Consider the following 23,389-nt stretch of genomic DNA (forward strand, 5'->3'; position numbering starts at 1 on the left):
CTTATAACCCGGTTTTATAATCATATTCTTTCGCTTTATCCGGTTTGGCATTTTCGTATTCCGTTTTCACAAATGGGCGGTAGGACGGCAAAACCTTTTTTACAGATGGAAGACGTTCTATTTTCCCCATGACCGTATCGACATCTTCCATATTGCAATAAAGGACAACATACTTCATTGTGCGTGATATATAATGGACATGACCGTATTTTCGAAATGACTTTGCTTGTTTTAAATGATGAAGATAGACAATAATACCTTGACGATCGATCATAGATTTCCCCTCTTTTCCTAACCCATACAATACCATAGGACTGAAAAGCCCTGCAACAATAGAAATGCAGAAGGCGTCGTGTAGCCCTGACAAGCGCTGGAGGGCCACAGGAAAAAGGCGTTCTTTGCCTTTATCCTGTGGACTGAAGCGACTCGAGGGGCTGACGCCTGAAGCTGGACAATAAGAAAAGACGAAGGCGTCGTGTAGCCCCGATAAGCGCTGGAGGGCCACAGGAAAAAGGCATTCTTTGCCTTTATCCTGGGGACTGAAGCGACTCGAGGGGCTGACGCCTGAAGCTGGACAATAAGAAATGCAGAAGGCGTCGTGTAGCCCCGACAAGCGCTGGAGGGCCACAGGAAAAAGGCGTTCTTTGCCTTTATCCTGGGGACTGAAGCGACTCGAGGGGCTGACGCCTGAAGCTGGACAATAAGAAAAGCGGAAGGCGCCCGCTAGATGCGACAAGTAGGTGGGATGCAGTTCAATCCCACCCTGCTGGAGGACTTGAATATAAGGCGCTCTTTGCCTTTATATTCAAGAAGGAAGGCGGAAGACGCCTGAATCTGGACACTGAATATTGCTGACAACGTCAATATTTTGCCCTATAATGGGAAAAATAGAGCTGATTCTTAAGGAGGCATCTAAACTAAATGGGTAGAAAAACAAATGTGGTCCTTACAGTAGGTGCGGCAGGCGTTGCCGCGTGGGCAGCTTCCAAAGTTGTCGCAAAACCGGTACCACGTGAAGGTAAAAAAGCACTCGATTTCGATAATCCAGTCATTCTTGCCCACCGAGGTGGACTAGCAGAGGCTCCTGAGAATACATTGGCCGCATTTTCAAAATCGGCCGAGCTTGGCGTACATGGTTTTGCAGTTGATATCCGGTTAACAAAAGACGAGGAAATCATTGTTTTTCACGATGAATTTGCAGATCGAACAACAGATTTCTCTGGAAGAATTGCCGACTATACCCTTAGCGAATTGAAAATGGCTGATGCAGGTTATCAATTTGAAGATGAGGATGGAAATCATTCTTACCGTGGAAAAAACGTAGAAATTATTACCCTTCGTGAACTAATACAGAAGTTTCCGCATATGCTAATTGTTATTAATCTAAAAGATTCTCCTGATACATACGAAGGTAGCTTGATTCCTTCCAAACTTTGGAGACTTCTTGAAGAGCTGGGTGCTGAAGACTGTGTCGCAGTAACAAGCTCATATGATGAACAGACCGACAGATTTAACTTGTACGCACAAAACAAAGTTGCAACCGGTGCGGGTGATAACGAAGTAAAAAGAGCATACGCCTCTTTTACAAGCATGTTCGGTCATCTTTATAGTCCCCGTGCAGACTTGTTCAGAATTCCAGAAAAACTGGGCGTATTTTCTCTCGGCACTGAAAGTTTCATGAAGTTTCTTACCCAAATTAATATTCCAGTTTATTTTGAAGGTGTGAATGATAAAGAGTCGTTCGTTAAACTTTTACATGTTGGAGCAGCTGGTTTCATCACAGACAGACCGACCGTCGCGATGAAAATTGTCCAAGAAAACGTAGGCGATTAAACAAAAAACAGGTTGCATCCATGTCGACTTTCCGACATGGATGCAACCTGTTTTTTTTATGTCTAGACTCCAGGCGCCAACCCCTCGGGTCATAAGTCGTTTTGCTGTGGGGCTGCTGAAGTACGCCTCCTCGCAAACCGTCTTATGCCTTTCGGGGCTGGACGGCGCCTTCCGCTTTTCTTGTTTAAGCCGAACACGAACAGCCTCCGCCGGTGCCGCAACTTCCTCCGCAAGATGAGTCGGAAAAGAATGCACTGCCAGCCGGAACTTTTACTTCATCCGAAACCGATTTAGCGATAATTGAACCAATTTCGTCAAATATAAATTGAACGTCATTCTCAGCCAATCGAAGAGCCGCAACCCGTTCGTTCATATCAAGCTCACGTTTTTGTACGCGGATGCTTTTCATTACTATATTATGATCCGGATGGTATCTTCCGAATCGTTGAACTTCTTCATAACGTTCCTTCATTGCCGTGAACTCTTGAATTGACTTCACAAGTTCTTTGTCTGAATAGACATCATCATGGGCTTTGCGGTATTCAGCTACCGCTTCAGAAGAGAGCAACATTGCCGTTAAGTCTTCTGCATCTTCAATGATGGTGATCCATTCGTCTGTCATCATAGAATGATCCCCTCCAATCATCCATTTATCATAACAGAAGAGGTGGTAAACTTGCATCTATTCCATATTTATTTCTTTAATATCCAAAAACGTTTTTTCAGAAAGAGCACGTGCTGCTTCTTCGAGATCAGAAAATGGTATCAGACCATCAGCCGTGTGCTGCGATTTTTCATGACCTTTTCCAGCAATCAGGACGATATCACCCGGCGCCGCGCAAAAAATCGCTTTTCGTATTGCATATTTCCGATCTAGTTCGGCTTCAATCGCCGAACATTCACCTCCGAAACCCTCCATAATATCCGAAATAATTGCTTTAGGATCTTCATTTCTTGGATTATCGGATGTAACAATGACAATTGAAGAATACAGGACAGCGAGTTCACCCATCTCAGCTCTTTTTCCTTTATCTCGTTGGCCGCCGCACCCAAAGACTGTAATCAGTCTCCCATAACACGAATTGGATAGCGTTTGCAGTACCGCTTCAAGCGCATCTGGCGTATGAGCATAATCTACGTAAACTTTTACACCATCCCGCTCTAGTTGCTGCAATCTACCTTCTGGAAGCTGTAACAGTTCGCAGTGCAGCAAAATATCATCTAAGTAATAGCCAAGGACAAGAAGTGCACTAATTGCTGCTAATGTATTCATCCGATTATAATGACCCAGTATATCAGGATTCATTTTTAGTTCTGGGACTTGGACGTCAGCTGACGAATTCGTCCCAAAATAAACCAGTGGAACAGTTGCATTTTGAACCATTTTCACACATTCTTTATCATCATTGTTAACAATGAATGTTTTCGCCATTTGAATTAAACGCTTTTTCGCATTGATATAAGCAAACTTTCCACCATGTTCTTCGTAATGATCGGTCCCAATATTCAATAGTATTCCAATGTCGATATCACAATGATCTAAACGATTCGAAGACAATCCAAGTGATGATGCTTCAAGAACAATATGACTAACATTTTCATCAACACATTTCTTTAATAAAGGATGGAGGTATTCCGCGGGTAATGTTGTCATTTTGGGGCATTCATAATCAATCTTAACGCCATCGATAAAAATGCCTGTCGTACCGATAACAGCCACCCGATTTCCAAATTTGCTTAATAACTGACCGATGAAATGTGTAACTGTCGTTTTTCCATTTGTTCCAGTCACCGCAATCATTTTCATTCTTTTGGCAGGATTACCAACTAATTGCGCACTTGCATGAGACATGAACTTTGTGCAATCCGAAACCGTAATGACAACAACATCAGCTGGTATTTCTGTCAAATTTGTTCTATCAATAACAATAGCTGCAGCACCTTGTTCAATTGCTTTTTTAATATACTTCACGCCATCGCTTTGATTACCTTTTCTGGCTACAAACACGCATCCTTTCTTTACCCGTGAAGAATCTTCGGTTATTCCCGTGACAACAGTCCTGAGTTCCCCGCCATTGACTGTACAAGGCCAGTCTTTTATAAGCTCCGTTAAAAACAGCACCACTCTCCCCTTCCCGAACATTTTTCTGTGAAAATGAATATATTGAGAGCGAACATACTTTATCGTATGAAAAGAACTCAATGAACGTCACGAAGAAAGTTGGGAGCCTTATGATCATCCAGAAATTCGGTGGAGTAGCAATGAAAAATGAAGAAATGAGATTGAATTGCATTAACCATATAAAAGATGGACTAAATGAGTTTGGCGATGTCGTTGTTGTCGTATCTGCTATTGGTCGCTACGGCGATCCTTATTCGACGGACAGCCTTCTTCAGCTTACGGATGCTTTTTCATCTTCAGCAGCCGCAAGCGACCTTGCAGTGTCCTGTGGCGAACTCATTGCTGCCGCAGTTATATCAGCCGAACTAACACGAGCAGGTGTCCCCAACATTGTCCTGCATGGCATTAAGGCTGGTATAATGACTGTTGGAGAATTTGGAGATGCTACTATTGACCACATCGACCCTGCGTCCATTGCTGAAAACCTTAAACAAACCCGTTGTATTATTATTCCAGGCTTTCAAGGGATCGATAACAACGGGCATGTCATGACACTTGGGAGAGGTGGCAGCGACTTGTCTGCAATCGCGCTTGCAGGAGCACTCCAAGCGTCCCATGTAGAGTTTTTTAAAGATGTACCTGGCGTTATGACTCATGATCCGCGCAAAGTGGAGAACCCCCGTAAACTGGACCTGCTGAAGTTGGACGATTTCATACCACTTCTAGATTGTGAAAGGCCAATCATTCAAAAACGGGCTGCATTACATGCAAAAAAAACGGCGACACCTCTTTATATAAGAGGTGTCGCCAGTACGGAGACAGGAACTTGGATTATTCCTTGAGCAGCAATGAACTTCATTGCTGCCTTTTTTCTTCTGCAAGCTCACGAATCATAACCTGTGTATAATATTTTCCATATGCACCTGTCCCTAGATGTGTGACTTCCTTTTCAAGCAAGACATCACGGTGCGCGGGAGAATTAAGCCAACCATGGACTGCCTCAATTGCATCCACATAGTTGAAAGCAATATTTTCCCGTGCTTTACGATGTTCAATTTCTGCCTCTTTTAACCTATCCGCAAGATTACCGGTCACAGGAGATTCATGGGAAAAGTAATTTTCAAGCGCCATATCCTCACTATGTTTTCGTGCTACAACAGCAAGATCGTAATCACTCAAAAGTTCATTCAATCCATGGTTTTTCCGATAAATATTAGTTAAACTGAAGATTTGACGCTCCATTGCACGATCTACTTCCATCTGCATTGTTGACGATGGACGATCCGCACTAACGATTTCCCCCATATAAGCCATGTCATAGGGCTGGTGCAAAATTAGTGTAATTGGATCAATAAAACGTATCGCTTCCAATTCCCCATCCACACCGTCGATATAAAGCTGCGCATAGACATTCTCATATTCAATAAGCAGCCTATTATTCACATCATCCCCGTTCAATGTAAATGTATAGATACTTTCTCCAATTTGTACAGCCACTTCTGACTCAACAATCGTAAATCGATAGATGTCTTTCACATCCTGCCCAATCTCAAAAGGCTCAATATCGGAGGATAAATCCGCAGTATAAACTTGATTTACTTTCCCTTCCCAAACGCCTACCATTAACTGTTGATCTTTATCGTATATCCACCAATCGTAACCATAGTCTGAGGGTTCAATTCGATCTGGCTTACCCAACTGCTCAAATAGACTGTCTACATTCTTACCGACAAACAGGGACAGGCCCGATTCAGGCCGTGCAGCTTGCGGTAGCGGTAAACCATCCCCACTTCCAGGCACTGGGATCGCCGTCCCATGTTTCACAGGCGACTCAAGCGGTTTATTTTCTTTCACTCGATCATCCATAATATAAAATATCAATAGGACGATGATGAGTAGAATTATTATTTTCCAAAGTGCTTTCATTTTTCGACCTACTTTCTTGAGTATAAAGTTTAGTCAGTTCTTATAAGGATAATACTACTAAATGATTTCTTCTTTCATTATACTTCGTCTATCTGTGAAAAATGTTAAGTATTATCTTATTTATTAAATCATACGTTTGTTGACACAATGTTGTCATTGCAACTGCTGGTGATTTGTTCTATTATAAATAGGTATAGGGAATTGGCTCAACGATATATAAGGAGGATATAAACTATGTATATTGAAGATACAGGCATTGAAAATATTGTTACTGACTTATCAATACTTGATGAAATCATGTTAAAACACGACCTTGTCCGCGCAGGTCAATGGGACTACGAACGCGCAACATTTGATAAGAAATATATGATCAAAGAAGGCACGTTTTATTTGCGCGTATTCAGTTATACAACTGATGGCGATGTTGATACACGCCAAGCGACTATGATCCTTAAAAAACCAGTTGTCGGCAAGCATTACTATCCACATGGCGTTGAATACGGCGAAGGGGAACATTTCCCTGAAAGCCTTGTCAAAGACTGTGTTGCAACACTAAAAGCAGTAAGCGAAGCACTACAGCCTTATAATCTTAAAAAGTAACTATGTAATAACCGCCGGAGAACTCAATGTTCTCTGGTTTTTTTATGTTTATTTACCCTTTTACTTTTCCCGACTAATCAATTGCCCATATTTTGGCTATAATTGAAAGAGTGAATAGTTTGGGGGAATAACCATTGGCAAAATGGCTTACAACACGAAACATTAGTATCATACTCATTATAATTTTTATTACTATAACTTTCATCTTTATCATTCCGATATCAATACCAATCATTTTTGCACTTCTTACGGCTTTACTGATTGACCCAATCGTTAGACTTACCGAAAAAAAGTTTAAATGGAGTCGAAAAACGTCGGTCATTTCAGTGTTCATTTTTATCCTAGTTATTTTAGCTTTGTTCTTCTATTATGCAGTCACTCAGTTAGTGGGTAAAATCATACATTTCACAAAGGTAGCACCTGACTATTTCAATTCGCTATCCGGCGTCTGGATTGATGCGCAAAGCAAATTATTCCAATTTACATCTGGAATGCCAAAAGATGTTGTCACTGCAATACAGAAAGAATTCAAAAACATATTCGAATCTATTCAAGAATCAATTCTGGGTTTACTCAGTTACGATAAGATTATGGCTCTAATGACTGAAGTTCCAAATTTCCTTGTCAACTTGAGTGTTTATATCATCGTACTTTTCTTATTTATGCTCGAATTACCTGAATTAAAGAAAATGTTATTTAGACACTTGACTACTTCTACGGCAGAAAAAGCACGGTTCATAATCGCTAAACTAAATTCTGCTTTTTTCGGTTTTATGAAAGCACAGTTTATTGTCAGTTTTATTATTCTTGGAGTTGCTTTTGTCGGACTGTTTTTAATTACACCTAAATATGCACTCATCATGTCCCTCACAATTTGGATTATCGATCTAATCCCCATCCTCGGATCAGTTATTGTCCTTGCGCCCTGGTCACTTTATCAGTTCATCAGCGGTGATATCGCAACAGGAACGAAACTTGCGATTTTGGCAGCAATCTTACTCATTATACGAAGTACAATCGAACCTAAAGTGATGGGATCTCAAATCGGCTTATCACCGCTCCCAACACTAATCGCTATGTTTCTAGGACTGAAGCTATTCGGCTTCCTCGGATTATTTATTGGACCATTAGCAGTCATCCTCTTTACAACAGCCCGTGAAGCCGGAATCTTCAAAATCAATTTCAGGATTTAAACAAAAACGCTTTCACATATTTGTGAAAGCGTTTTGTTCGTTAAAAACCAAGAATTGCTTTAAACATTGACGTTACTTCCCCACCCTTATAAAAAACATAAAGAAGTAAATAAACAGCAACACCTGTTATTGCTGTGAAGAACCAAATAACACTCGTGATTGGACCAAGCTTCCGATGTCTGACCAAATTATTCTTCAATCCTGCATTAATCGTCACCACACCAAATACTGCTCCTGTTGTCGCAAGTATTATGTGGAAAATAAGGAAAATCGTATAATAGATTTTCAAATTCTCCGGACCGCCAAACGACGTATTACCAACCAATATAGTTCTCGAAACGTAAATGATTAAAAAAAGAATTGCTGATACCGCGGCTGCCAGCATCGTTTTCTTATGCGCTTCAATTTTCCTTTTACGAATTAAGTTCCATCCTATTGCAACTAGCACTGCTGATAAAACAATAAAAAACGTACTTATTGTAGGTAGAAAGGGCAGATTCATTCATTATTCCCCCGATTTGTAAAGTTTCCCTATATCAGTATATGTTGAATTAAATAATCCCATTGAATCTGTTGGCGACAGAAGGCTCCCCTTAAAAGGTGCCTTCGCTGTTTATATAAGTATTAAGATTTTCAACTTATAGCCTATTATCTATATAACGTCATTTTTTGACGTTCCAATAACGCGTTGGCAGTAATTTCTTCTGCATTGTCCTGCTCTTCTCTATGCCATTTAATAAAAATACTACCTAGGACACCAACATAAATGATTTCTTGGAACACTTTCATAATAATTCCACCAAGTTGCTGATCAACTAATGTAGGCATATTGGTAAATAATTCAGGACCTGAAATGCCTAAGCCCGCTAATCCTGAAAGTGTACTTGCGGGCACACAAAGCGCCATTGCCCGTAACCAAGATTCGCCAGATTTATATGTTTCATAAACAGGTACATCTACGAAAATGATAAGGGAACATGCAGGTGTGATCAATATTGCACTTAAAATAATATAACCTATTTTTTTCAAGCCATGAAGCTTCGGCTGTCCCTTCAGCGTATTAATGATTGGCCACCAGAAAAACACCGCCGCAACAAATAACGTGATAGTAAAAATTGTGTGCAATGGAGCACTTAATTTCACATTATCTAAAATAAGTGGAATATGGTAAACGGAAAACATACCACAGAATACCAATAGACTGAGAATCGGTTTAGTAAAGAAAGTTATTATGCGGTCAAGAATCCCAATATCAAAAACTTTTTTCCACATCCAGTTAGGAATCCCCATCATGATTAATGGAGCAACCACAAGCAATAGAACCGCCATTTGAACCATGTGAATTGAAAATAAGATATGTCCAAGTAAATCTACAGGTGAACCTTTGACAACATAAAGTATAACCATCCCGGACATGAATAAGATTATTTGTTTTCTTGTAACGGGATACGTATCCTGAAATCGATGACGCATTTTAGTCGTCAATAATAAATATAAGGCCATACCAAGTATGATAATTAGTAAGAACCACGGACTCCACAAAGCTCGGAATCCAAATATACTTAAAGGCATTGCCATCGCTCCCTTTTTTAAAGTCTTTCTTTATTATAAAACTAATAGCGGTGTAACTCAATGTACGAACTATGACAATTGATAAGAAAAGTGCAAGGCGCCGTCCAGCCCTAACAGGCAGATATGAAAAGGAAGGCAGTCTAAGAGCTCCCCTTGTTGTCTTAAACGGCTTCTTGACTACCTCCTCACTTGGCCAACGAGGAGGTAGTCAAGAAGCTACCAAGGAGGAATGAACGGCTTATGATCTAGGAGGAAACGCAGCCTAAGTGCGCCACTTTCTGAGGGCCTCCGGGCGGTTGGAGCTAGACACTGTTCCATGTTGAAAAACTTATACTTTCTAAGCTTTTAAAAAAAGAAAAAGCCTATGGAGAATAAAATCTTCCATAGGCTTTCTCGTCTATTGATATTACCACCAAACAATTGCTACAAACGTTAACACAACAATGAATCCAAAAATGGCTCCCGTATACATGAACATTTGTGGAATACCATGTCCTTTTTCATTCATGTGCATGAAGTAATACAACTGTAAGCCAACTTGCACAGCTGCAAAAAGCAGAAGCGTTGGGATAATCAAATACTTAGAAAATCCAGCTACGTCAGCTTGATAAGCCATAACCATTGAAAATGACATAATCGTTAAGAAAATCATAAGCGAGAACATCATAATCTGACCGCGCATTGACTTACGTGCGCGTCTTTGACCTAAGTTAAATTCAGCTGGTGACTTTTTATAAACTTGAACGTCAGACATATTAACCTATCACTCCCATCAAGTAGACTACAGTGAAGATGAATACCCAAACAACATCGATAAAGTGCCAGTATAACGAGAATGTATAGTACTTAGGCGCGTTATACAAGTTCAGTCCGCGCTTGGAGTTACGGAAGATGAGTAGCGTAAGCCAGACAAGTCCGATCGCTACGTGGAAACCGTGCGTACCAACAAGCGTATAGAATGCAGAACTAAATGCACTGTTATCAAATGTAAAGCCTAAATGTATATAGTGTACAAACTCATACACTTCGAGCGCAAGGAAACCAAGCCCAAGGAATGCAGTAATGACAAGCCATAGCTGCATTTTCTTGAAATCGTAGTTTTTCAAATGATACATCGCGTATACACTCGTCAAAGATGAAGTTAATAAAAGCAACGTCATGACGAAGACAAGCGGTAATTCAAAAAGCCCTTGTGTCGAAAATTCAAATCCACTTGGTCCTTTGTTTTTTAAAGCAAGATAGGTCGCAAAAAGCGTTGCGAACAAGATTGTCTCTCCGCCAAGGAACAGCCAGAATCCAACAAATTTATTCTTTGCCTCTAACGTTGCTTTTTCCGGATGATCAGGCCACGTCTCAGGGGTGAATTTTTTATTCAAATCCATTATTTTTGTCCCCCTTTACGTTTCATATCTCTTAAGATGTCTTCTTTCTTAACATAGAAGCCAAGATCGTCTTTCAATGAACGCATTGCCATAGAAGCGAAAGTCCATATAAGACCAATTACTAGAACTGCCATTCCCCATGATTCCTCAGTACGGAACATTGCTCCAAATCCTGCAATGAACAGACCTAAACTTAACATGAATGGAATGAAAGAACCGTTCGGCATATGGATATCTTGAACAGGTTCAGCCGGAGTAATTCCCGACAGATTACCTTCCATTTTTTCGATGTACACTGTATCAAGACCACGTACAAGTGGAGTCTGCGCAAAGTTATAGAATGGCGGTGGAGATTCAATCGCCCATTCTAGCGTACGCCCGTCACCCCAAGGGTCATTTGCTACACGTACGTTTTTAATTGAAGTTACGATAATGTTATAAACCATAATCGTAATCCCAATAGCCATTAATAGTGCACCTACAGAACTAATTAAGTTTGCTGAGTTCCAACCTTGACCATTCATGTATGTAAATACACGACGCGGCATTCCCCAGAAACCTAACCAGTGTTGAATTAGGAATGTTAAATGGAAACCGATAAAGAAGAACCAAAATGTAACTTTACCAAGTGCTTCATTTAGCATTGTACCGAACATCTTCGGCCAATATAGATGCGTACCCGCAAGTATACCGAATACAGTACCACCAACGATTACATAGTGGAAGTGAGCAACAACAAAGTATGTGTCATGCAATTGGTAATCAAGTGGTGCAGTACCTAGCATAACACCCGTAACTCCACCCATAACAAACGTTGGGATGAAGCTCAGCGCCCAAAGCATTGGTGTTGTTACTTTAATACTTCCGCCCCATATGGTTAGCAACCAGTTAAATATCTTAACTCCAGTAGGTATGGCAATAGCCATTGTCGCTACAGAGAAGATCGCGTTTGCTGTTGGCCCAAGACCAACTGTAAACATATGGTGAGCCCAAACCATGAAGCCTAGGAATCCAATAAGGACGGTAGCAAATACCATCGCTGAATAACCAAATAGTCTTTTTCGAGAGAAAATTGTAAAGATCTCCGAGAAAATACCGAATGCCGGTAAAATCAGAATATATACTTCAGGGTGACCAAATATCCAGAATATATGCTCCCATATAATGGTATTACCACCCATCACAGGATCGAAGAAGTTAGCACCAAACATTCTTTCAAATGTCAGAAGGAAAAGTCCTACTGTAAGTGGTGGGAATGCGAACAGAATCATAGCTGACGCAACGAACGTAGTCCATGTGAATAATGGCATACGCATATACGTCATCCCCGGTGCACGCATATTGATAATCGTTACGAGGAAGTTAATCCCCCCTAATAACGTACCACCACCGGCTATTTGAAGTCCTATTGCATAAAAATCAACACCATGTCCTTCAGATGCCATTGCAAGTGATGCGTAAGATGTCCAACCTGCATCAGGAACTTGACCAAAGAACCATGATACGTTTAAGAATACTCCACCGAAGAAGAACATCCAAAAACCTAGTGAGTTAAGAAATGGGAATGCTACATCACGCGCTCCAATTTGGAGTGGCATAATGGCGTTCATAAATCCAATTAATATAGGCATGGCCGCCAAGAAAATCATCGTCGTTCCGTGCATCGTAATAATTTGGTTAAATATTCCCGCACTGACGAGATCGTTGTTTGGCGTTAAAAGTTGCAAACGAATGATCATTGCTTCTATACCGCCGACTATGAAGAAGAATCCTCCACCTAGGAGATAAAGGATACCGATCTTCTTATGGTCAACTGTTGTAAGCCAATCCCATAGCGTTGCGCCAAAACCTCTTTTTTGAGCAACTGAACTCAATTTGTTTACCTCCTCTTCAAATTCACGTTAATAGTTATTTTTCTACTGAAAGTCCCATGAGGTACTCAGCAATTGAATTTATTTCCTCGTTAGAAAGTTGTTCACCGAATGACGGCATCAAGTTTCCTGGCTTTTGTTTCTGAGTGTCTGAAATCCACTCAACCAAATCCTCTTGCGTGTGATCCATAAATCCAGCAACACGATTACGGTCACCAAATGACGCTAGGTTTGGTCCAGCCTTATCTCCGCCTTCACCGACTGCAGATGTCGCATGACATGCAATACAACTTTGTTGGAATAATTCTTCACCTTGACCAGCTGCAGCAACATCTGTTGTTTCTTCACCAGTTGCTTGCATTGCTGTAACCCATTTATCGAATTCAGCACGGGGTAATGATTTTACTTTGAAATCCATAAGTGCGTGTGATGGACCACAAAGCTCCGCACACTTCCCGTAAAACACTCCGTCTTGCACATCTTTCGATTCTTTATCAAACGTTAAATAAAATTTGTTTACGTTTTCAACGTTTGTATCGAGTTTTCCTCCGATTGCCGGAATCCAGAAGGAGTGCTTAACATCTGCCGCAAGGAGGTTGAAATATACTTTTTCTCCAGTTGGTACAACAAGTTCTTGCGCTGTAACAATTCCGAGATTAGGATATTCAAATTCCCACCAGTATAACTTAGCCGTAACATCTACGACCAGATTTTCTGAATCGCCATCCTCGTTGACTTCATTCATCGCACTGACATCGCTTAGTTTATATGTGTAATAAACTGTAGGGACCGCTAGAAGTAAAACAAGGAGAACAGGAATAATCGTCCATACAAGTTCTAATGTATGGCTTCCTTCAACTTCTTTAGGAACAAAGTCCTCACCCAGTTTCGAGCGTCTGAAACGAACAATTGCAACTACATAAATAATCACTACTACTAGAATAACCAGTAACATGATTCCTGATGATAACATCAGCAATTTGAATTGATCTTTCCCGACTTGACCAGCCGGAAGAAGTGTGGATAGCCCTTCCTGACCACATCCCGCTAGAAACACGGTAAGAGCTGCTAATAAAGAAAAAAGACGCCACTTTTTGAGTCCTTTCATCATCGCTTAATGATACCTCTCTTTCTAAAAAAATGTTTTTCTTCTTGTGAGGACTGCTGACCTCTTTATATGAATTCCTATGCAAAGAAAGAATTCCAATATGTTAGATGAATATCGAGAAGATAATCATGGCCACAAAAAGGATCGTCATGTAATTCAATGAATAGATGAACATACCCGTTGCCCATTTTATATCATCTTTTGCTTTAAATCCTTTAAGTGCTAAATACAGCCACCCTATATTCAATGCGCTCGCAAGTACTAAGAAGCCTACCCCTAGCTCAGTAAGTAGAAACGGCAATGGAAATAAAAACAGTACCCATACCAACATCGATTTCTTCGTTCTTGCAAAACCTTTTACAACAGGTAGCATTGGAATATTTGCTGCACGGTATTCGTCTGTCCGACGCATCGCCAGCGCATAAAAATGCGGCGGTTGCCAAACAAACATAATCAGGAATAGCGCCAAGGCACCTGCACCAAGTGCTGGTTCAACCGCAGCCCATCCGATTAAAGGCGGAATTGCTCCCGAAACACTTCCAACAACTGTATTAGCTACGTGCCTACGTTTCGACCACATCGAATAGAGTACAACATAACTGAAGATACCTGCAAGTCCCCAAAGACCAGCTGCTATAGAAGCAGAAAACAATAGCACTTCGCCTACTACGATGAAAGTCAGCGCAAGTGTCAATACAGCCGGTGCCTTGAATCGCCCGGTAACTGTTGGTCTGGACTTTGTTCTCGTCATGACTGGATCAATATCACGATCAATCAAGTTGTTCAGTGCCGCAGATCCAGCAATTATCAATCCCGATCCGAGAAGAGCATAGACAAGCAAATCTATATTATGTAGAAAGTTTTTACCAGTGAACTGAAAAGCAAGAAATAGTCCCGTAAAAGTTGTGATCATGTTCGAATTAACAATGCCGATTTTAATGAGCGCAAGGAAGTCCTTATAAAGAGACACCGTCACTACATTCGATTCGACAGGTGTGGAAATTGTATGACCGTTTGACAAGTTACCCCTCCTTCCAAAGTTGTGAGCGTTAACCGCTACAGTTAACTATAGCGAAATTCGGGTAGTATTTCTATACATATACAAAATTTCTACCGAATTCCTTGAAATATCGACACATTTATTACTCAACACCCTCTATAGTAAATCATTTCGATGGGTCTTTTGTGAAGTTAAAGCGTCTTCTTTATGAACAATTTGTGAAAAGGACCATTACTGAGGCATTTTCAGCCAATCTTCGTTGTCTTTTTACTTATTTTTCGTTATCATCAAAAAAGCAGGGACCTTTTATACAATGGTCATCAATAAAAAAGTAGGTGTCATTTTTTTGAAATCTAATAGATATTTAAAATGGTTCGCAGTCGCATCGACAATAGGCATGCTTTTAATCTTACTTGGAGGGGCGCTTGTTACAAAAACCGATAGCGGCATGGGCTGCGGCAGACATTGGCCAGGATGTAACGGGCAACTTATTCCCGATGAGATTACCGCAGAAGTACTTATTGAATTTTCACATCGGCTGGTAACTGGGTCTGTGGGAATCTTGATTGTCATATTAGCTGTCTGGTCATGGAAATCAATCGGACATATAAGGGAAACAAAATTCTTAGCAATCGCGGCCGTATTCTTCCTTATATTACAGGCATTGATTGGTGCCGCTCAAGTATTATGGGGTCAAGGTGATTTCATACTCGCGCTTCATTTTGGTATTTCTCTTTTAAGCTTTGCATCAGTCCTTCTATTAACCCTTCTAATATTTGAAGTGGATCGAAAGTTTGATGCAGATAAGTTACAAATATGTAAACGGTTGAAATGGCATACAATAGGCGTATCCGTTTACTCTTACTTTGTAGTTTATACTGGAGCACTCGTCCGTCATACAGAGTCTGGTCTTGCCTGCCTGGACTGGCCACTATGCCAGAACGCGGCATTCGCCCTTCCGCGTAACATGTTCGAGTGGGTTCAGATGGGTCACCGTACTGCCGCGGCATTTATTTTCGTCTGGTTATTAATCATCATGATCCATGCACTTCGTCATTACAAAAATCAACGCGTCATCTATTGGGGCTGGAGTATCGCATTTATACTTGTCGCACTCCAAGCAACAACAGGAATGTTGGTTGTTTTGACTAGACTAAACCTTTATATTGCTTTGCTTCATTCATTATTCATCACGTTGTTATTCGGTTTGTTAACGTACATGATTCTACTTGTATCAAGAAGTAAACTATCAAAATGAGTAGTAAGGACCAGCCCTTGGCCAGTCCTTACTACTTGTCTACCCAACTTATTAACAAAAATAACAAGAGCACCCGAATATAATTCGAGTGCTCTTGTTTTTATGTTAGTGCTCCAGTTCAACGAGCAAATCACCTGTAGCTATCGATTCTCCTGCAGCCACATATATTTCTTTTACTATACCATCGAAAGGTGCTTGTATCGTTGTCTCCATTTTCATAGCTTCTGTGATGAGCAAATGTTCTCCTCTTTTCACTTTCGCTCCCTTTGAGACTGCAACTTTCAAAACAGTTCCCGGCATAGTAGCAGCAATATGCGCAGCATTTGAGGTATCCGCTTTTTGTTTCCTAACTGCGACGGACTCTACACTCATATCTTCAATAATCACTTCACGCGGCTGTCCGTTCAATTCGAAATAGATGACTCTTGTTGCATCCGATTGCGGTTCGCTAATCGACACTAGCTTAACAATCAACGTTTTCCCTTTTTCAATCTCTACTTCGATTTCCTCGCCGAGACGCATCCCATATAGGAATTCAGGTGTATCAATAACAGATACATCACCGAACTGCTTATTCGTTTGCGAATATTCTTCGAAAACTTTCGGATAAAGGGCATAAGAAAGTACTTCATGGCTAGTAACTGGACGTTCCAATTTCACATTCAATTCATCCCGTAGCTTTTCAAAATTGACATCTTCCAATAGTTCTCCAGGACGTACAGTAATCGCTTGGCGTTCTTTTAAAATAATCTTTTGTAGTTCTTCTGGGAATCCACCATATGGTTGGCCGATATATCCTTCGAAAAACTCAATAACTGATTCCGGGAAATCGATGGACTTTCCGCGTACAAGGACTGACTTTTCGTCAAGTTCGTTCTGTACCATAAACAAGGCCATATCGCCAACAACCTTCGATGAAGGTGTCACTTTCACAACATCTCCGAATAACAGGTTAACGCGAGAATACATGCTCTTCACTTCTTCCCAGCGCTCACCTAGACCTACCGCTTTCGCTTGTTGCTGTAAGTTTGAATACTGGCCACCAGGCATTTCATGTACATAGATTTCCGAATGCGGACTCATCATGCCACTTTCAAAGTGCTGATAATACTTCCGAACATCTTCCCAGTAGTACGATAAGTCTTCAAGTGATTTCACGTTTGCACGTACATTGCGTTTACCGCCTTGCAGCGCGTAGTGTAGCGAACTTGCCGACGGTTGTGAAGTTAGACCTGCCATTGATCCTAAAGCCGTGTCAACGATGTCTACGCCAGCCTCAATCGCTTTGGCATACATATAGATACCGTTTCCACTCGTATCATGCGAATGTAGGTGAATTGGAATGTCCACTGTTGCTTTCAATTCAGAAACTAGTCGATAAGCCGCCTCCGGTTTTAAAAGACCTGCCATATCTTTGATAGCAAGGATGTGGGCTCCAGCTGATTCAAGATCTTTTGCCATCTCTTTATAATAATTAACCGTATATTTCGCTCGGGAATCGTCAAGAATATCTCCTGTATAACAAATTGCCGCTTCGGCAACTTTCCCCGCATCCCGTGTTGCATCAATTGCAACTTCCATGCCTTTAATCCAGTTCAAGCTGTCGAAAATACGGAAGACATCAATCCCAGCATCCGCTGACTTTTTAACAAACTCACGGATGACATTGTCAGGATAATTTGTATAACCTACGGCATTTGCGCCGCGGAATAGCATTTGGAAAAGTACATTTGGAATTTGTTCTCGCAGTTTTAACAGCCTGTCCCAAGGATCTTCTTTCAGGAACCTATAAGCAACATCGAATGTTGCTCCGCCCCACATTTCATAAGAAAACAGGTCAGGCATCAGTCTTGCCGATTCAGCCGCAATTGACGTCATATCGGAAGTACGCACCCGTGTAGCCAACAATGATTGATGTGCATCGCGGAATGTTGTATCTGTCAAAAGTACATCGTCTTGCTCTTTAATCCATTTGATAAGCCCTTCAGCACCACGTTCATCCAAAATTTGTTTTGTACCCGGTTTTGGCGGTGTAAGAAGGTCAATTATCGGTTTTCTTACAGGATGTAGAACCGGCTTAGATTGTTTACCGATTCCCGGGAATCCATTAACAGTCACATTACCAATATAATTCAACATTTTCGTCCCACGGTCTTTGCGGTTCGGGAACAGGAATAATTCAGGTGTTGAATCAATAAAACTCGTATTATAGTTACCTGTTAAGAAGTTTTTGTGCTTCACAACATTCTCAAGAAACGGGATATTTGTTTTGATGCCACGAATCCGGAATTCCTGTAAATTCCTGTCCATTTTGGAAGCAGCTTCACGGAAAGTCATACCCCATGTAGATACTTTAACAAGTAATGAATCATAGTACGGCGTGATGATAGCCCCTTGGAAACCGTTCCCCGCGTCAAGACGAACACCGAATCCTCCACCCGATCGGTAAACCGATAATTTACCAGTATCCGGCATGAAATCATTCAATGGATCCTCCGTTGTCACACGGGATTGGATTGCATATCCGAATAACGGAATCTTGTCTTGTGTTGGAATACCTGTTTCAGTAGCGTGAAGGTTTTTCCCGTCTGCAATATGAATTTGCGCGTGGACGATATCGATACCCGTCACCATTTCAGTAATTGTATGCTCAACTTGAATACGTGGATTTACCTCGATGAAATAAAATCGGCCATCCGATACGAGAAATTCTACGGTTCCCGCATTTTTATAATTAACATTTCGCATCACCTTTACTGCCGCATCGCAAATTGCTTCCCGTAATCCGTCTTCAAGTGAAATCGAGGGTGCTATTTCGACGACTTTCTGATGGCGACGCTGAATTGAGCAATCCCGCTCGAATAGATGAATGACATTGCCATATGTATCTCCAAGTATTTGTACCTCGATATGTTTTGGTTTATCGATGTATTTCTCGACATACACTTCATCAGATCCGAATGCAGATTTCGCTTCTGACCGCGCACGTTCAAAAGCCTCGTTGACTTCTTCCGCAGAATTCACAATCCTCATTCCGCGTCCTCCACCACCAAGAGATGCTTTAATGATGACAGGATAACCATTCGATTCGCCAAACATTGCGACTTCTCCGACTGTAGAAACCGGACCGTCACTACCTGGAATCACTGGAATTCCCGCTTTAACAGCCTGCTCACGTGCTTTTACTTTATCCCCAAACATATCCAGTTGCTTTGAACTTGGGCCGATGAAAATAATTCCTTCTTCTTCTAAACGCCTTGCAAATTCTGTGTTTTCAGCAAGAAATCCATAACCAGGATGGATCGCGTTCGCGCCACAATCTTTCGCTATCGCGATAATCCCTTCGATATCGAGATAAGCATCAATCGGCTTCTTACCTTCTCCGACTAGATAAGACTCATCTGCCTTGTAACGATGGAATGACCCACTATCTTCCGCTGAATAAATCCCCACCGTCGGTATATTCAATTCGGTACAAGCGCGAAAAACTCGTATTGCTATTTCTCCACGGTTGGCTACAAGAATTTTCTTAATCTGTTCCATCACAAGGCACTTCCTTTTCTAATTGTTTTTTTCATATTTTACGAACATTGAGACATTCGTTAATATTCCTAAAGCTAAAGATAACAGAATAACAGATGTACCGCCATAGCTAATAAACGGCAAAGTAACTCCTGTAAGCGGTATCAACCCCGTCAGGCCACCCAAATTAACGAATGTTTGAATTCCTATCATACTTCCAATTCCCGCCGCAAGCATGCGCGCATGGGGATCTTTTGCCTGAAGCGCAATAGATAAAGCCCTTAAGACGATGAAACCGAGTCCCCCTATTACGATAATAGCACCAAGAAGGCCTAATTCTTCTGAAATCACCGCCATAATGACATCTGTTTGCGGCTCTGGTAAGTAGCCCATTTTTTGAATAGAGTTACCAAGACCTCTCCCTTGCAAACCTCCAGAACCAATGGCAATATAGCCGTTCGCAATCTGATAGCCAGACCCTTGGATATAATCGAATGGGTTCAGGAATGATAGTATACGGCCAGCCCTACCTGGGGTCATAATCGATTCCCATTTGAAATAAAGGACAAGCGCAGCAAAGACAAGACCCACAGAAATTATCCCGCTAATTTTCATAAAGGTTCTTTTTTTAATACCGCTTGCTGCTAGGACCGAAAGTGCTGTGATGATTATAATGAACGAGCCTCCGATATCAGTCTCGAGCATAATAGAACCCACTGCTAATACTAAAATGACCACGGGCGGTAATATTGACTGGTTAATATTATCGATTGTGCCAGACTCATATTTTTTTGCAAAAACTCCTGAAAAATAGACAATTAAGACCAATTTCGCAACTTCTGAGGGTTGTAGATTACCAAAAGGCGTTTTTATCCAACTAGTGGCTCCAACATGATCACCTGTACCAACGAAATGGACCAGAAACAACAGAAATAGCATACCTATTACAGCAAAAATCATCAATTTTTTCCGTTTATAATTCTTGTACGGAAAAAAAGCCGCCAAAAAGAAAGCGGGAATGGCAAGTTTTAAATTTAACAACTGTTTTTGATAAAAAGAATCTGCCGGAAGATCATACCTACCTACCGCTACAACCATACTTGAACTGTATATCATGACAAGTCCGAACAGACAAAGTAACAGGTAGACAAAAAACAGTGGGAAATCAAAATAGCGGAATAGCTTTTTAGTATATGTTTTCATAGGGTTACCTCTTTTTCATTAAACAAAAAACTCAAACCATTATGTCAGTTTGAGTTTTCGGCTTATTTTCTCGTATATACTTCATGCAACACTGTCATTTCTTTCTCAAGTAAAGAAAGAATTTCATTGCCTTTCGGACGGTCAATCAAACCTAGCTTTACAGCAAAGTCAATTTCACGAGACAAGCCATACATTTGTGTATCCAACACTTCTTCATAGAGTGGGCACTGCGGCATCGTCAAATGGTCCATCTGTACTTTTATAAGTTGACCAATCTTATCAGCATCAGCTTGAAGTTGCTTCAATGCCTTTTCCTGATACGTTTCCTTATTCGTTTCCTGCAATTCTATATCCATGAGGACGCCCCCATCAAACTTTTATTTCTTAATGGTTATTATCAATAAATTGTATCTTTCAGAACAGGAAAAAGCAAGCGTTTTCCCTTTGGCGTTTTACAAAACAAAAATACAAGTGCTTGTAACAGATGAACGAAGCCTAAATGCGCCACTCCCTGTAGCAACAGTACATAACCTATATCCTTCTCAAACAAAAAATGCCGCCTCTTCAGCCCTTCTTATTGCCAGAGTCGCTATGGACTGATGTTAGGTAGTATTATCTTTATGTTACAACTTATCTATAGGACAAAATTCTCTAGTTTCCTAAGCCATCGAAAAGCAAAAGCTTTTCCTTGAGACATCAAAGCGTTATACTAGAAACAAAAGATAATTTAATTCAAGTAGGGGGATATTCATTTGGAATCAATAATTCCGATTAAAGGAAATGTACGTCATGTCATCACACTTGACCCGACCGTGTGGATTTTCGATGATCGTCGCGTTGATTTGAAAACGTACTTTACAGAAAGTCACATCGAAAAAGATGAACTAGAAGAATATAAAAGAGCTATGGGGAAACATTGGTCCCGTGAAATAATGGAAGGCGCAACGTTCCCGCCTACCCTGGAAACAGAAAAAAAGTTTGAAAAACGAAAAGTCCTTACTGGAACATACGGCATCCAATTGCGTCACTTTTTAAAAATCGCGGAGCCTGCCGAAAATGCACGAACATTAGCATTTGAAACATCAGACGGCGAAAGTCACTCATTCCCACTTACGAAAGTCGATGATATCATTTTCAAATTCAGCGACGAGGGTAAGCCGCTACTTGAGGGCGGGCCCGTGCATGTTGTCTTCAAAGACGGTTCGAACAATGATAATCCGATTCGCAACGTCATTGCGATCCGAGTTGACTGAAGGAGGATTTCCAATGCGTGTAAAATGTGTCATCTGTGACAACGTCGGGCAACTTCCAGACGATTTGCCACTAGCAAAAACACTCCGGAATCGCCCTATCCATACGTATATGTGTCAGGAATGTAATAATCGGATTGCCGAAAAAACGATTGCACGAATCGCGACTGGGAATTTCATTTTCTACCGAAGTTCCCAGTCAATCGAAAAAGATTTCTGAGAAAAGCGTAAGGCGCCTGAAGCCTAGACACTGTTCCGTGTCGAAAACTTATACATTCTTACACATGTGTTGATTAACCAAAGTTAACCACAAAATAACTTAGTCAAATACTAGGCGTCCCGAGTACAGTTGCTTTGGATTGAACAACTCCTATACCAGTACCGAGATATCTTAATGTGTAGGGATGCGACTTCGTCGCATCCCTACACATTTTTTCGGTAATCGTATGAGTGTCCTTCATCCGTCGCGCTCCAAATGCATAAGTACACGTAGTGCTGAAGCTTTTTGGGACAAAAGAATAGCTAGCTTCTTATCTGGATAAAGGCCGCCAAAGATACAATTTTGGCGGCTGATGCTTTCTCTATGGTTCTTTCTTTTTTATTTTAAAGAAGTGTCACTTTCTATAAGGCATCACATGATTACATGAATAATCTTTGCTAAAAGTAAGTAAGGAACGCGTTGTACGACGGGCAAGAGTGCCCGTAATTGTATCTTCGGGCACCTACACTCTATATAGAAAGTCATCTATTCTTTTCTTTCAAAGCAGCTACATTTTTCACTTGAACTTTGTAGGAACGCGACAGGCAACTATTCGCAACAGAATTACTGAAAAAAGTGTGGCTAGAAGTGACGGATTCACTTCTAGCCACACTATGGTCCCTCGGTAAAGGTGTCGTGATTATTCAGCCGAAAGCGAACCGGAAACGATCCAATGAAAATGGATTTCCCCAAGCCCTACTCACCAGTATTTGATATAAATAGATAGTTAATCAACAGAAGTGACTTTCTTATATTCTAAAAAAGAAGACTCCATCAGATGATGGAGTCTTCTTTTTTCTCTTTATACTCATTCATCCTGCGCACTCGGTAGATAATTAAAATAAGAGCCGCCACGATGAGAGCCTCCACGATCGGGAGGAAAAAGCCAAGAAACGTCAAAATTAGACAGCCGATAAACAAGAAGGCATAGATCAGCAAAGTCTGTAAAGGCCTCAGTTTTCTAGCAAATCCCAGTTTATAAACAATTGCCGACATGAGGAAGACGAGGGCAAAAAGTACATAACCGGCAGCCGTATAGGAAGGCATCACTTCGTATATAAAGCGTGCAATACCCGACATCTTTCCGAATACGAACTCTGTATCGCCAACACTAGCACTCATTCAACACATTCCCTTCTGTAAAGCTTTTCTATAGGTCGGAATAGTAATAATCCCGTCACTGTTAAAGGACCTCAGAAAGCCGCACCTGACCTATCAGTCGACTAGCCCTGTATGAGGTAAGGCACTCAAGATGCTTTCTTTTACTAAGATCACTTATGTTTAAACAGC

General features: G+C 41.0%; 23 protein-coding genes. 7 read left to right on the forward strand and 16 right to left on the reverse strand.

What is annotated here, in order from left to right; all coding sequences use genetic code 11:
- Position 1: 1 nt before the first annotated feature.
- A complete protein-coding gene (locus ACGLYD_RS13085; protein ID WP_067211526.1) occupies positions 2–274 on the reverse strand; it encodes a YlbG family protein in 273 nt (90 codons plus the stop codon).
- A gap of 647 nt (positions 275–921) precedes the next feature.
- On the opposite strand from ACGLYD_RS13085, the gene ACGLYD_RS13090 reads away from it, so the two are divergent.
- Entirely contained in the window at positions 922–1,833 is a 912-nt protein-coding gene (locus ACGLYD_RS13090; RefSeq protein WP_340740449.1) for a glycerophosphodiester phosphodiesterase family protein, read from the forward strand.
- Positions 1,834–2,017: 184 nt separating this feature from the next.
- Here ACGLYD_RS13090 and ACGLYD_RS13095 read toward each other — a convergent pair whose 3' ends face one another.
- Positions 2,018–2,458: a YlbF family regulator gene (locus ACGLYD_RS13095; protein WP_338655768.1), complete on the reverse strand. Its 441-nt coding sequence runs from the start codon at positions 2,456–2,458 to the stop codon at positions 2,018–2,020.
- A gap of 57 nt (positions 2,459–2,515) precedes the next feature.
- Positions 2,516–3,955: a UDP-N-acetylmuramoyl-L-alanyl-D-glutamate--2,6-diaminopimelate ligase gene (locus ACGLYD_RS13100; protein WP_067211534.1), complete on the reverse strand. Its 1,440-nt coding sequence runs from the start codon at positions 3,953–3,955 to the stop codon at positions 2,516–2,518.
- A 110-nt stretch (positions 3,956–4,065) separates the two neighbouring features.
- On the opposite strand from ACGLYD_RS13100, the gene ACGLYD_RS13105 reads away from it, so the two are divergent.
- Positions 4,066–4,797, forward strand: a complete 732-nt coding sequence (locus tag ACGLYD_RS13105) for an aspartate kinase (RefSeq protein WP_067214025.1) — start codon at positions 4,066–4,068, stop codon at positions 4,795–4,797.
- A gap of 13 nt (positions 4,798–4,810) precedes the next feature.
- Here ACGLYD_RS13105 and ACGLYD_RS13110 read toward each other — a convergent pair whose 3' ends face one another.
- On the reverse strand, positions 4,811–5,881 hold the full coding sequence (locus tag ACGLYD_RS13110; protein WP_399628338.1) for a CAP domain-containing protein: 1,071 nt from the start codon (positions 5,879–5,881) through the stop codon (positions 4,811–4,813).
- Positions 5,882–6,115: 234 nt separating this feature from the next.
- Between ACGLYD_RS13110 and ACGLYD_RS13115 the strand changes: the two genes are divergently transcribed.
- On the forward strand, positions 6,116–6,481 hold the full coding sequence (locus ACGLYD_RS13115) for a YugN family protein (protein WP_067211539.1): 366 nt from the start codon (positions 6,116–6,118) through the stop codon (positions 6,479–6,481).
- Between the two features lie 134 nt (positions 6,482–6,615).
- On the forward strand, positions 6,616–7,674 hold the full coding sequence (ytvI, locus tag ACGLYD_RS13120) for a sporulation integral membrane protein YtvI (RefSeq protein WP_067211542.1): 1,059 nt from the start codon (positions 6,616–6,618) through the stop codon (positions 7,672–7,674).
- Between the two features lie 40 nt (positions 7,675–7,714).
- Here ytvI and ACGLYD_RS13125 read toward each other — a convergent pair whose 3' ends face one another.
- The 7 genes from ACGLYD_RS13125 to cyoE form a co-directional block, all read right to left on the reverse strand.
- Positions 7,715–8,176 carry a DUF420 domain-containing protein gene (locus ACGLYD_RS13125; RefSeq protein WP_067211545.1) on the reverse strand — a complete coding sequence of 154 codons (462 nt, stop codon included), beginning with the start codon at positions 8,174–8,176 and terminating at the stop codon, positions 7,715–7,717.
- Positions 8,177–8,322: 146 nt separating this feature from the next.
- Entirely contained in the window at positions 8,323–9,246 is a 924-nt protein-coding gene (gene ctaG / locus ACGLYD_RS13130) for a cytochrome c oxidase assembly factor CtaG (RefSeq protein ID WP_067211548.1), read from the reverse strand.
- A 406-nt stretch (positions 9,247–9,652) separates the two neighbouring features.
- Positions 9,653–10,000, reverse strand: a complete 348-nt coding sequence (locus ACGLYD_RS13135; RefSeq protein ID WP_067211550.1) for a cytochrome C oxidase subunit IV family protein — start codon at positions 9,998–10,000, stop codon at positions 9,653–9,655.
- Between the two features lies 1 nt (position 10,001).
- Entirely contained in the window at positions 10,002–10,628 is a 627-nt protein-coding gene (locus ACGLYD_RS13140; protein WP_067211552.1) for a cytochrome c oxidase subunit 3, read from the reverse strand.
- Positions 10,628–12,502 (reverse strand): cytochrome c oxidase subunit I, encoded by a 1,875-nt coding sequence (gene ctaD / locus ACGLYD_RS13145; RefSeq protein WP_342538801.1) that lies wholly within the window; start codon positions 12,500–12,502, stop codon positions 10,628–10,630. The genes ACGLYD_RS13140 and ctaD overlap by 1 nt, the downstream gene beginning before the upstream one ends.
- A 34-nt stretch (positions 12,503–12,536) precedes the next feature.
- Positions 12,537–13,610 (reverse strand): cytochrome c oxidase subunit II, encoded by a 1,074-nt coding sequence (gene coxB, locus ACGLYD_RS13150; protein WP_399628345.1) that lies wholly within the window; start codon positions 13,608–13,610, stop codon positions 12,537–12,539.
- A gap of 100 nt (positions 13,611–13,710) precedes the next feature.
- Positions 13,711–14,628, reverse strand: a complete 918-nt coding sequence (gene cyoE / locus ACGLYD_RS13155; protein WP_067211558.1) for a heme o synthase — start codon at positions 14,626–14,628, stop codon at positions 13,711–13,713.
- Positions 14,629–14,953: 325 nt separating this feature from the next.
- Between cyoE and ACGLYD_RS13160 the strand changes: the two genes are divergently transcribed.
- A complete protein-coding gene (locus ACGLYD_RS13160) occupies positions 14,954–15,865 on the forward strand; it encodes a heme A synthase (RefSeq protein ID WP_399628349.1) in 912 nt (303 codons plus the stop codon).
- Between the two features lie 105 nt (positions 15,866–15,970).
- Here the strand turns inward: ACGLYD_RS13160 and pyc are convergent, their stop codons facing one another.
- The 3 genes from pyc to ACGLYD_RS13175 all read right to left on the reverse strand — a co-directional run bounded on the left by pyc (position 15,971) and on the right by ACGLYD_RS13175 (position 20,946).
- Positions 15,971–19,408, reverse strand: a complete 3,438-nt coding sequence (pyc, locus tag ACGLYD_RS13165) for a pyruvate carboxylase (RefSeq protein WP_187045464.1) — start codon at positions 19,406–19,408, stop codon at positions 15,971–15,973.
- Between the two features lie 18 nt (positions 19,409–19,426).
- Positions 19,427–20,590, reverse strand: a complete 1,164-nt coding sequence (locus ACGLYD_RS13170; RefSeq protein WP_067211561.1) for an FtsW/RodA/SpoVE family cell cycle protein — start codon at positions 20,588–20,590, stop codon at positions 19,427–19,429.
- Positions 20,591–20,652: 62 nt separating this feature from the next.
- Complete coding sequence (locus tag ACGLYD_RS13175) at positions 20,653–20,946, reverse strand: YlaN family protein (protein ID WP_067211564.1); 294 nt, start codon at positions 20,944–20,946, stop codon at positions 20,653–20,655.
- 396 nt (positions 20,947–21,342) lie between these two features.
- On the opposite strand from ACGLYD_RS13175, the gene ACGLYD_RS13180 reads away from it, so the two are divergent.
- Both ACGLYD_RS13180 and ACGLYD_RS13185 read left to right on the forward strand, forming a co-directional pair.
- Positions 21,343–21,843, forward strand: a complete 501-nt coding sequence (locus ACGLYD_RS13180) for a peptidyl-prolyl cis-trans isomerase (protein ID WP_187045465.1) — start codon at positions 21,343–21,345, stop codon at positions 21,841–21,843.
- A gap of 13 nt (positions 21,844–21,856) precedes the next feature.
- The gene (locus ACGLYD_RS13185; protein WP_067211571.1) at positions 21,857–22,060 is read left to right on the forward strand and encodes a YlaI family protein; all 204 of its coding nucleotides are present in this window, start codon (positions 21,857–21,859) and stop codon (positions 22,058–22,060) included.
- Positions 22,061–22,163: 103 nt separating this feature from the next.
- Here the strand turns inward: ACGLYD_RS13185 and ACGLYD_RS13190 are convergent, their stop codons facing one another.
- Together ACGLYD_RS13190 and ACGLYD_RS13195 are read right to left on the reverse strand one after the other, a co-directional pair.
- Positions 22,164–22,301: a hypothetical protein gene (locus ACGLYD_RS13190; protein ID WP_156476076.1), complete on the reverse strand. Its 138-nt coding sequence runs from the start codon at positions 22,299–22,301 to the stop codon at positions 22,164–22,166.
- 572 nt (positions 22,302–22,873) lie between these two features.
- The gene (locus ACGLYD_RS13195) at positions 22,874–23,221 is read right to left on the reverse strand and encodes a YlaH-like family protein (protein ID WP_067211573.1); all 348 of its coding nucleotides are present in this window, start codon (positions 23,219–23,221) and stop codon (positions 22,874–22,876) included.
- Positions 23,222–23,389 lie beyond the last annotated feature (168 nt).

The organism is Sporosarcina sp. SG10008, assembly GCF_044569405.1.
Lineage (GTDB): Bacteria > Bacillota > Bacilli > Bacillales_A > Planococcaceae > Sporosarcina > Sporosarcina psychrophila.

Coding starts and splice junctions, on each gene's coding strand:
- ACGLYD_RS13085 (WP_067211526.1), bottom strand. CDS start 274: ATGATCGATCGTCAAGGTATTATTGTCTATCTTCATCATTTAAAACAA.
- ACGLYD_RS13090 (WP_340740449.1), top strand. CDS start 922: ATGGGTAGAAAAACAAATGTGGTCCTTACAGTAGGTGCGGCAGGCGTT.
- ACGLYD_RS13095 (WP_338655768.1), bottom strand. CDS start 2,458: ATGATGACAGACGAATGGATCACCATCATTGAAGATGCAGAAGACTTA.
- ACGLYD_RS13105 (WP_067214025.1), top strand. CDS start 4,066: ATGATCATCCAGAAATTCGGTGGAGTAGCAATGAAAAATGAAGAAATG.
- ACGLYD_RS13110 (WP_399628338.1), bottom strand. CDS start 5,881: ATGAAAGCACTTTGGAAAATAATAATTCTACTCATCATCGTCCTATTG.
- ACGLYD_RS13115 (WP_067211539.1), top strand. CDS start 6,116: ATGTATATTGAAGATACAGGCATTGAAAATATTGTTACTGACTTATCA.
- ACGLYD_RS13125 (WP_067211545.1), bottom strand. CDS start 8,176: ATGAATCTGCCCTTTCTACCTACAATAAGTACGTTTTTTATTGTTTTA.
- ctaG (WP_067211548.1), bottom strand. CDS start 9,246: ATGCCTTTAAGTATATTTGGATTCCGAGCTTTGTGGAGTCCGTGGTTC.
- ACGLYD_RS13135 (WP_067211550.1), bottom strand. CDS start 10,000: ATGTCTGACGTTCAAGTTTATAAAAAGTCACCAGCTGAATTTAACTTA.
- ACGLYD_RS13140 (WP_067211552.1), bottom strand. CDS start 10,628: ATGGATTTGAATAAAAAATTCACCCCTGAGACGTGGCCTGATCATCCG.
- coxB (WP_399628345.1), bottom strand. CDS start 13,610: ATGATGAAAGGACTCAAAAAGTGGCGTCTTTTTTCTTTATTAGCAGCT.
- pyc (WP_187045464.1), bottom strand. CDS start 19,408: ATGGAACAGATTAAGAAAATTCTTGTAGCCAACCGTGGAGAAATAGCA.
- ACGLYD_RS13170 (WP_067211561.1), bottom strand. CDS start 20,590: ATGAAAACATATACTAAAAAGCTATTCCGCTATTTTGATTTCCCACTG.
- ACGLYD_RS13175 (WP_067211564.1), bottom strand. CDS start 20,946: ATGGATATAGAATTGCAGGAAACGAATAAGGAAACGTATCAGGAAAAG.
- ACGLYD_RS13185 (WP_067211571.1), top strand. CDS start 21,857: ATGCGTGTAAAATGTGTCATCTGTGACAACGTCGGGCAACTTCCAGAC.
- ACGLYD_RS13190 (WP_156476076.1), bottom strand. CDS start 22,301: ATGAAGGACACTCATACGATTACCGAAAAAATGTGTAGGGATGCGACG.
- ACGLYD_RS13195 (WP_067211573.1), bottom strand. CDS start 23,221: ATGAGTGCTAGTGTTGGCGATACAGAGTTCGTATTCGGAAAGATGTCG.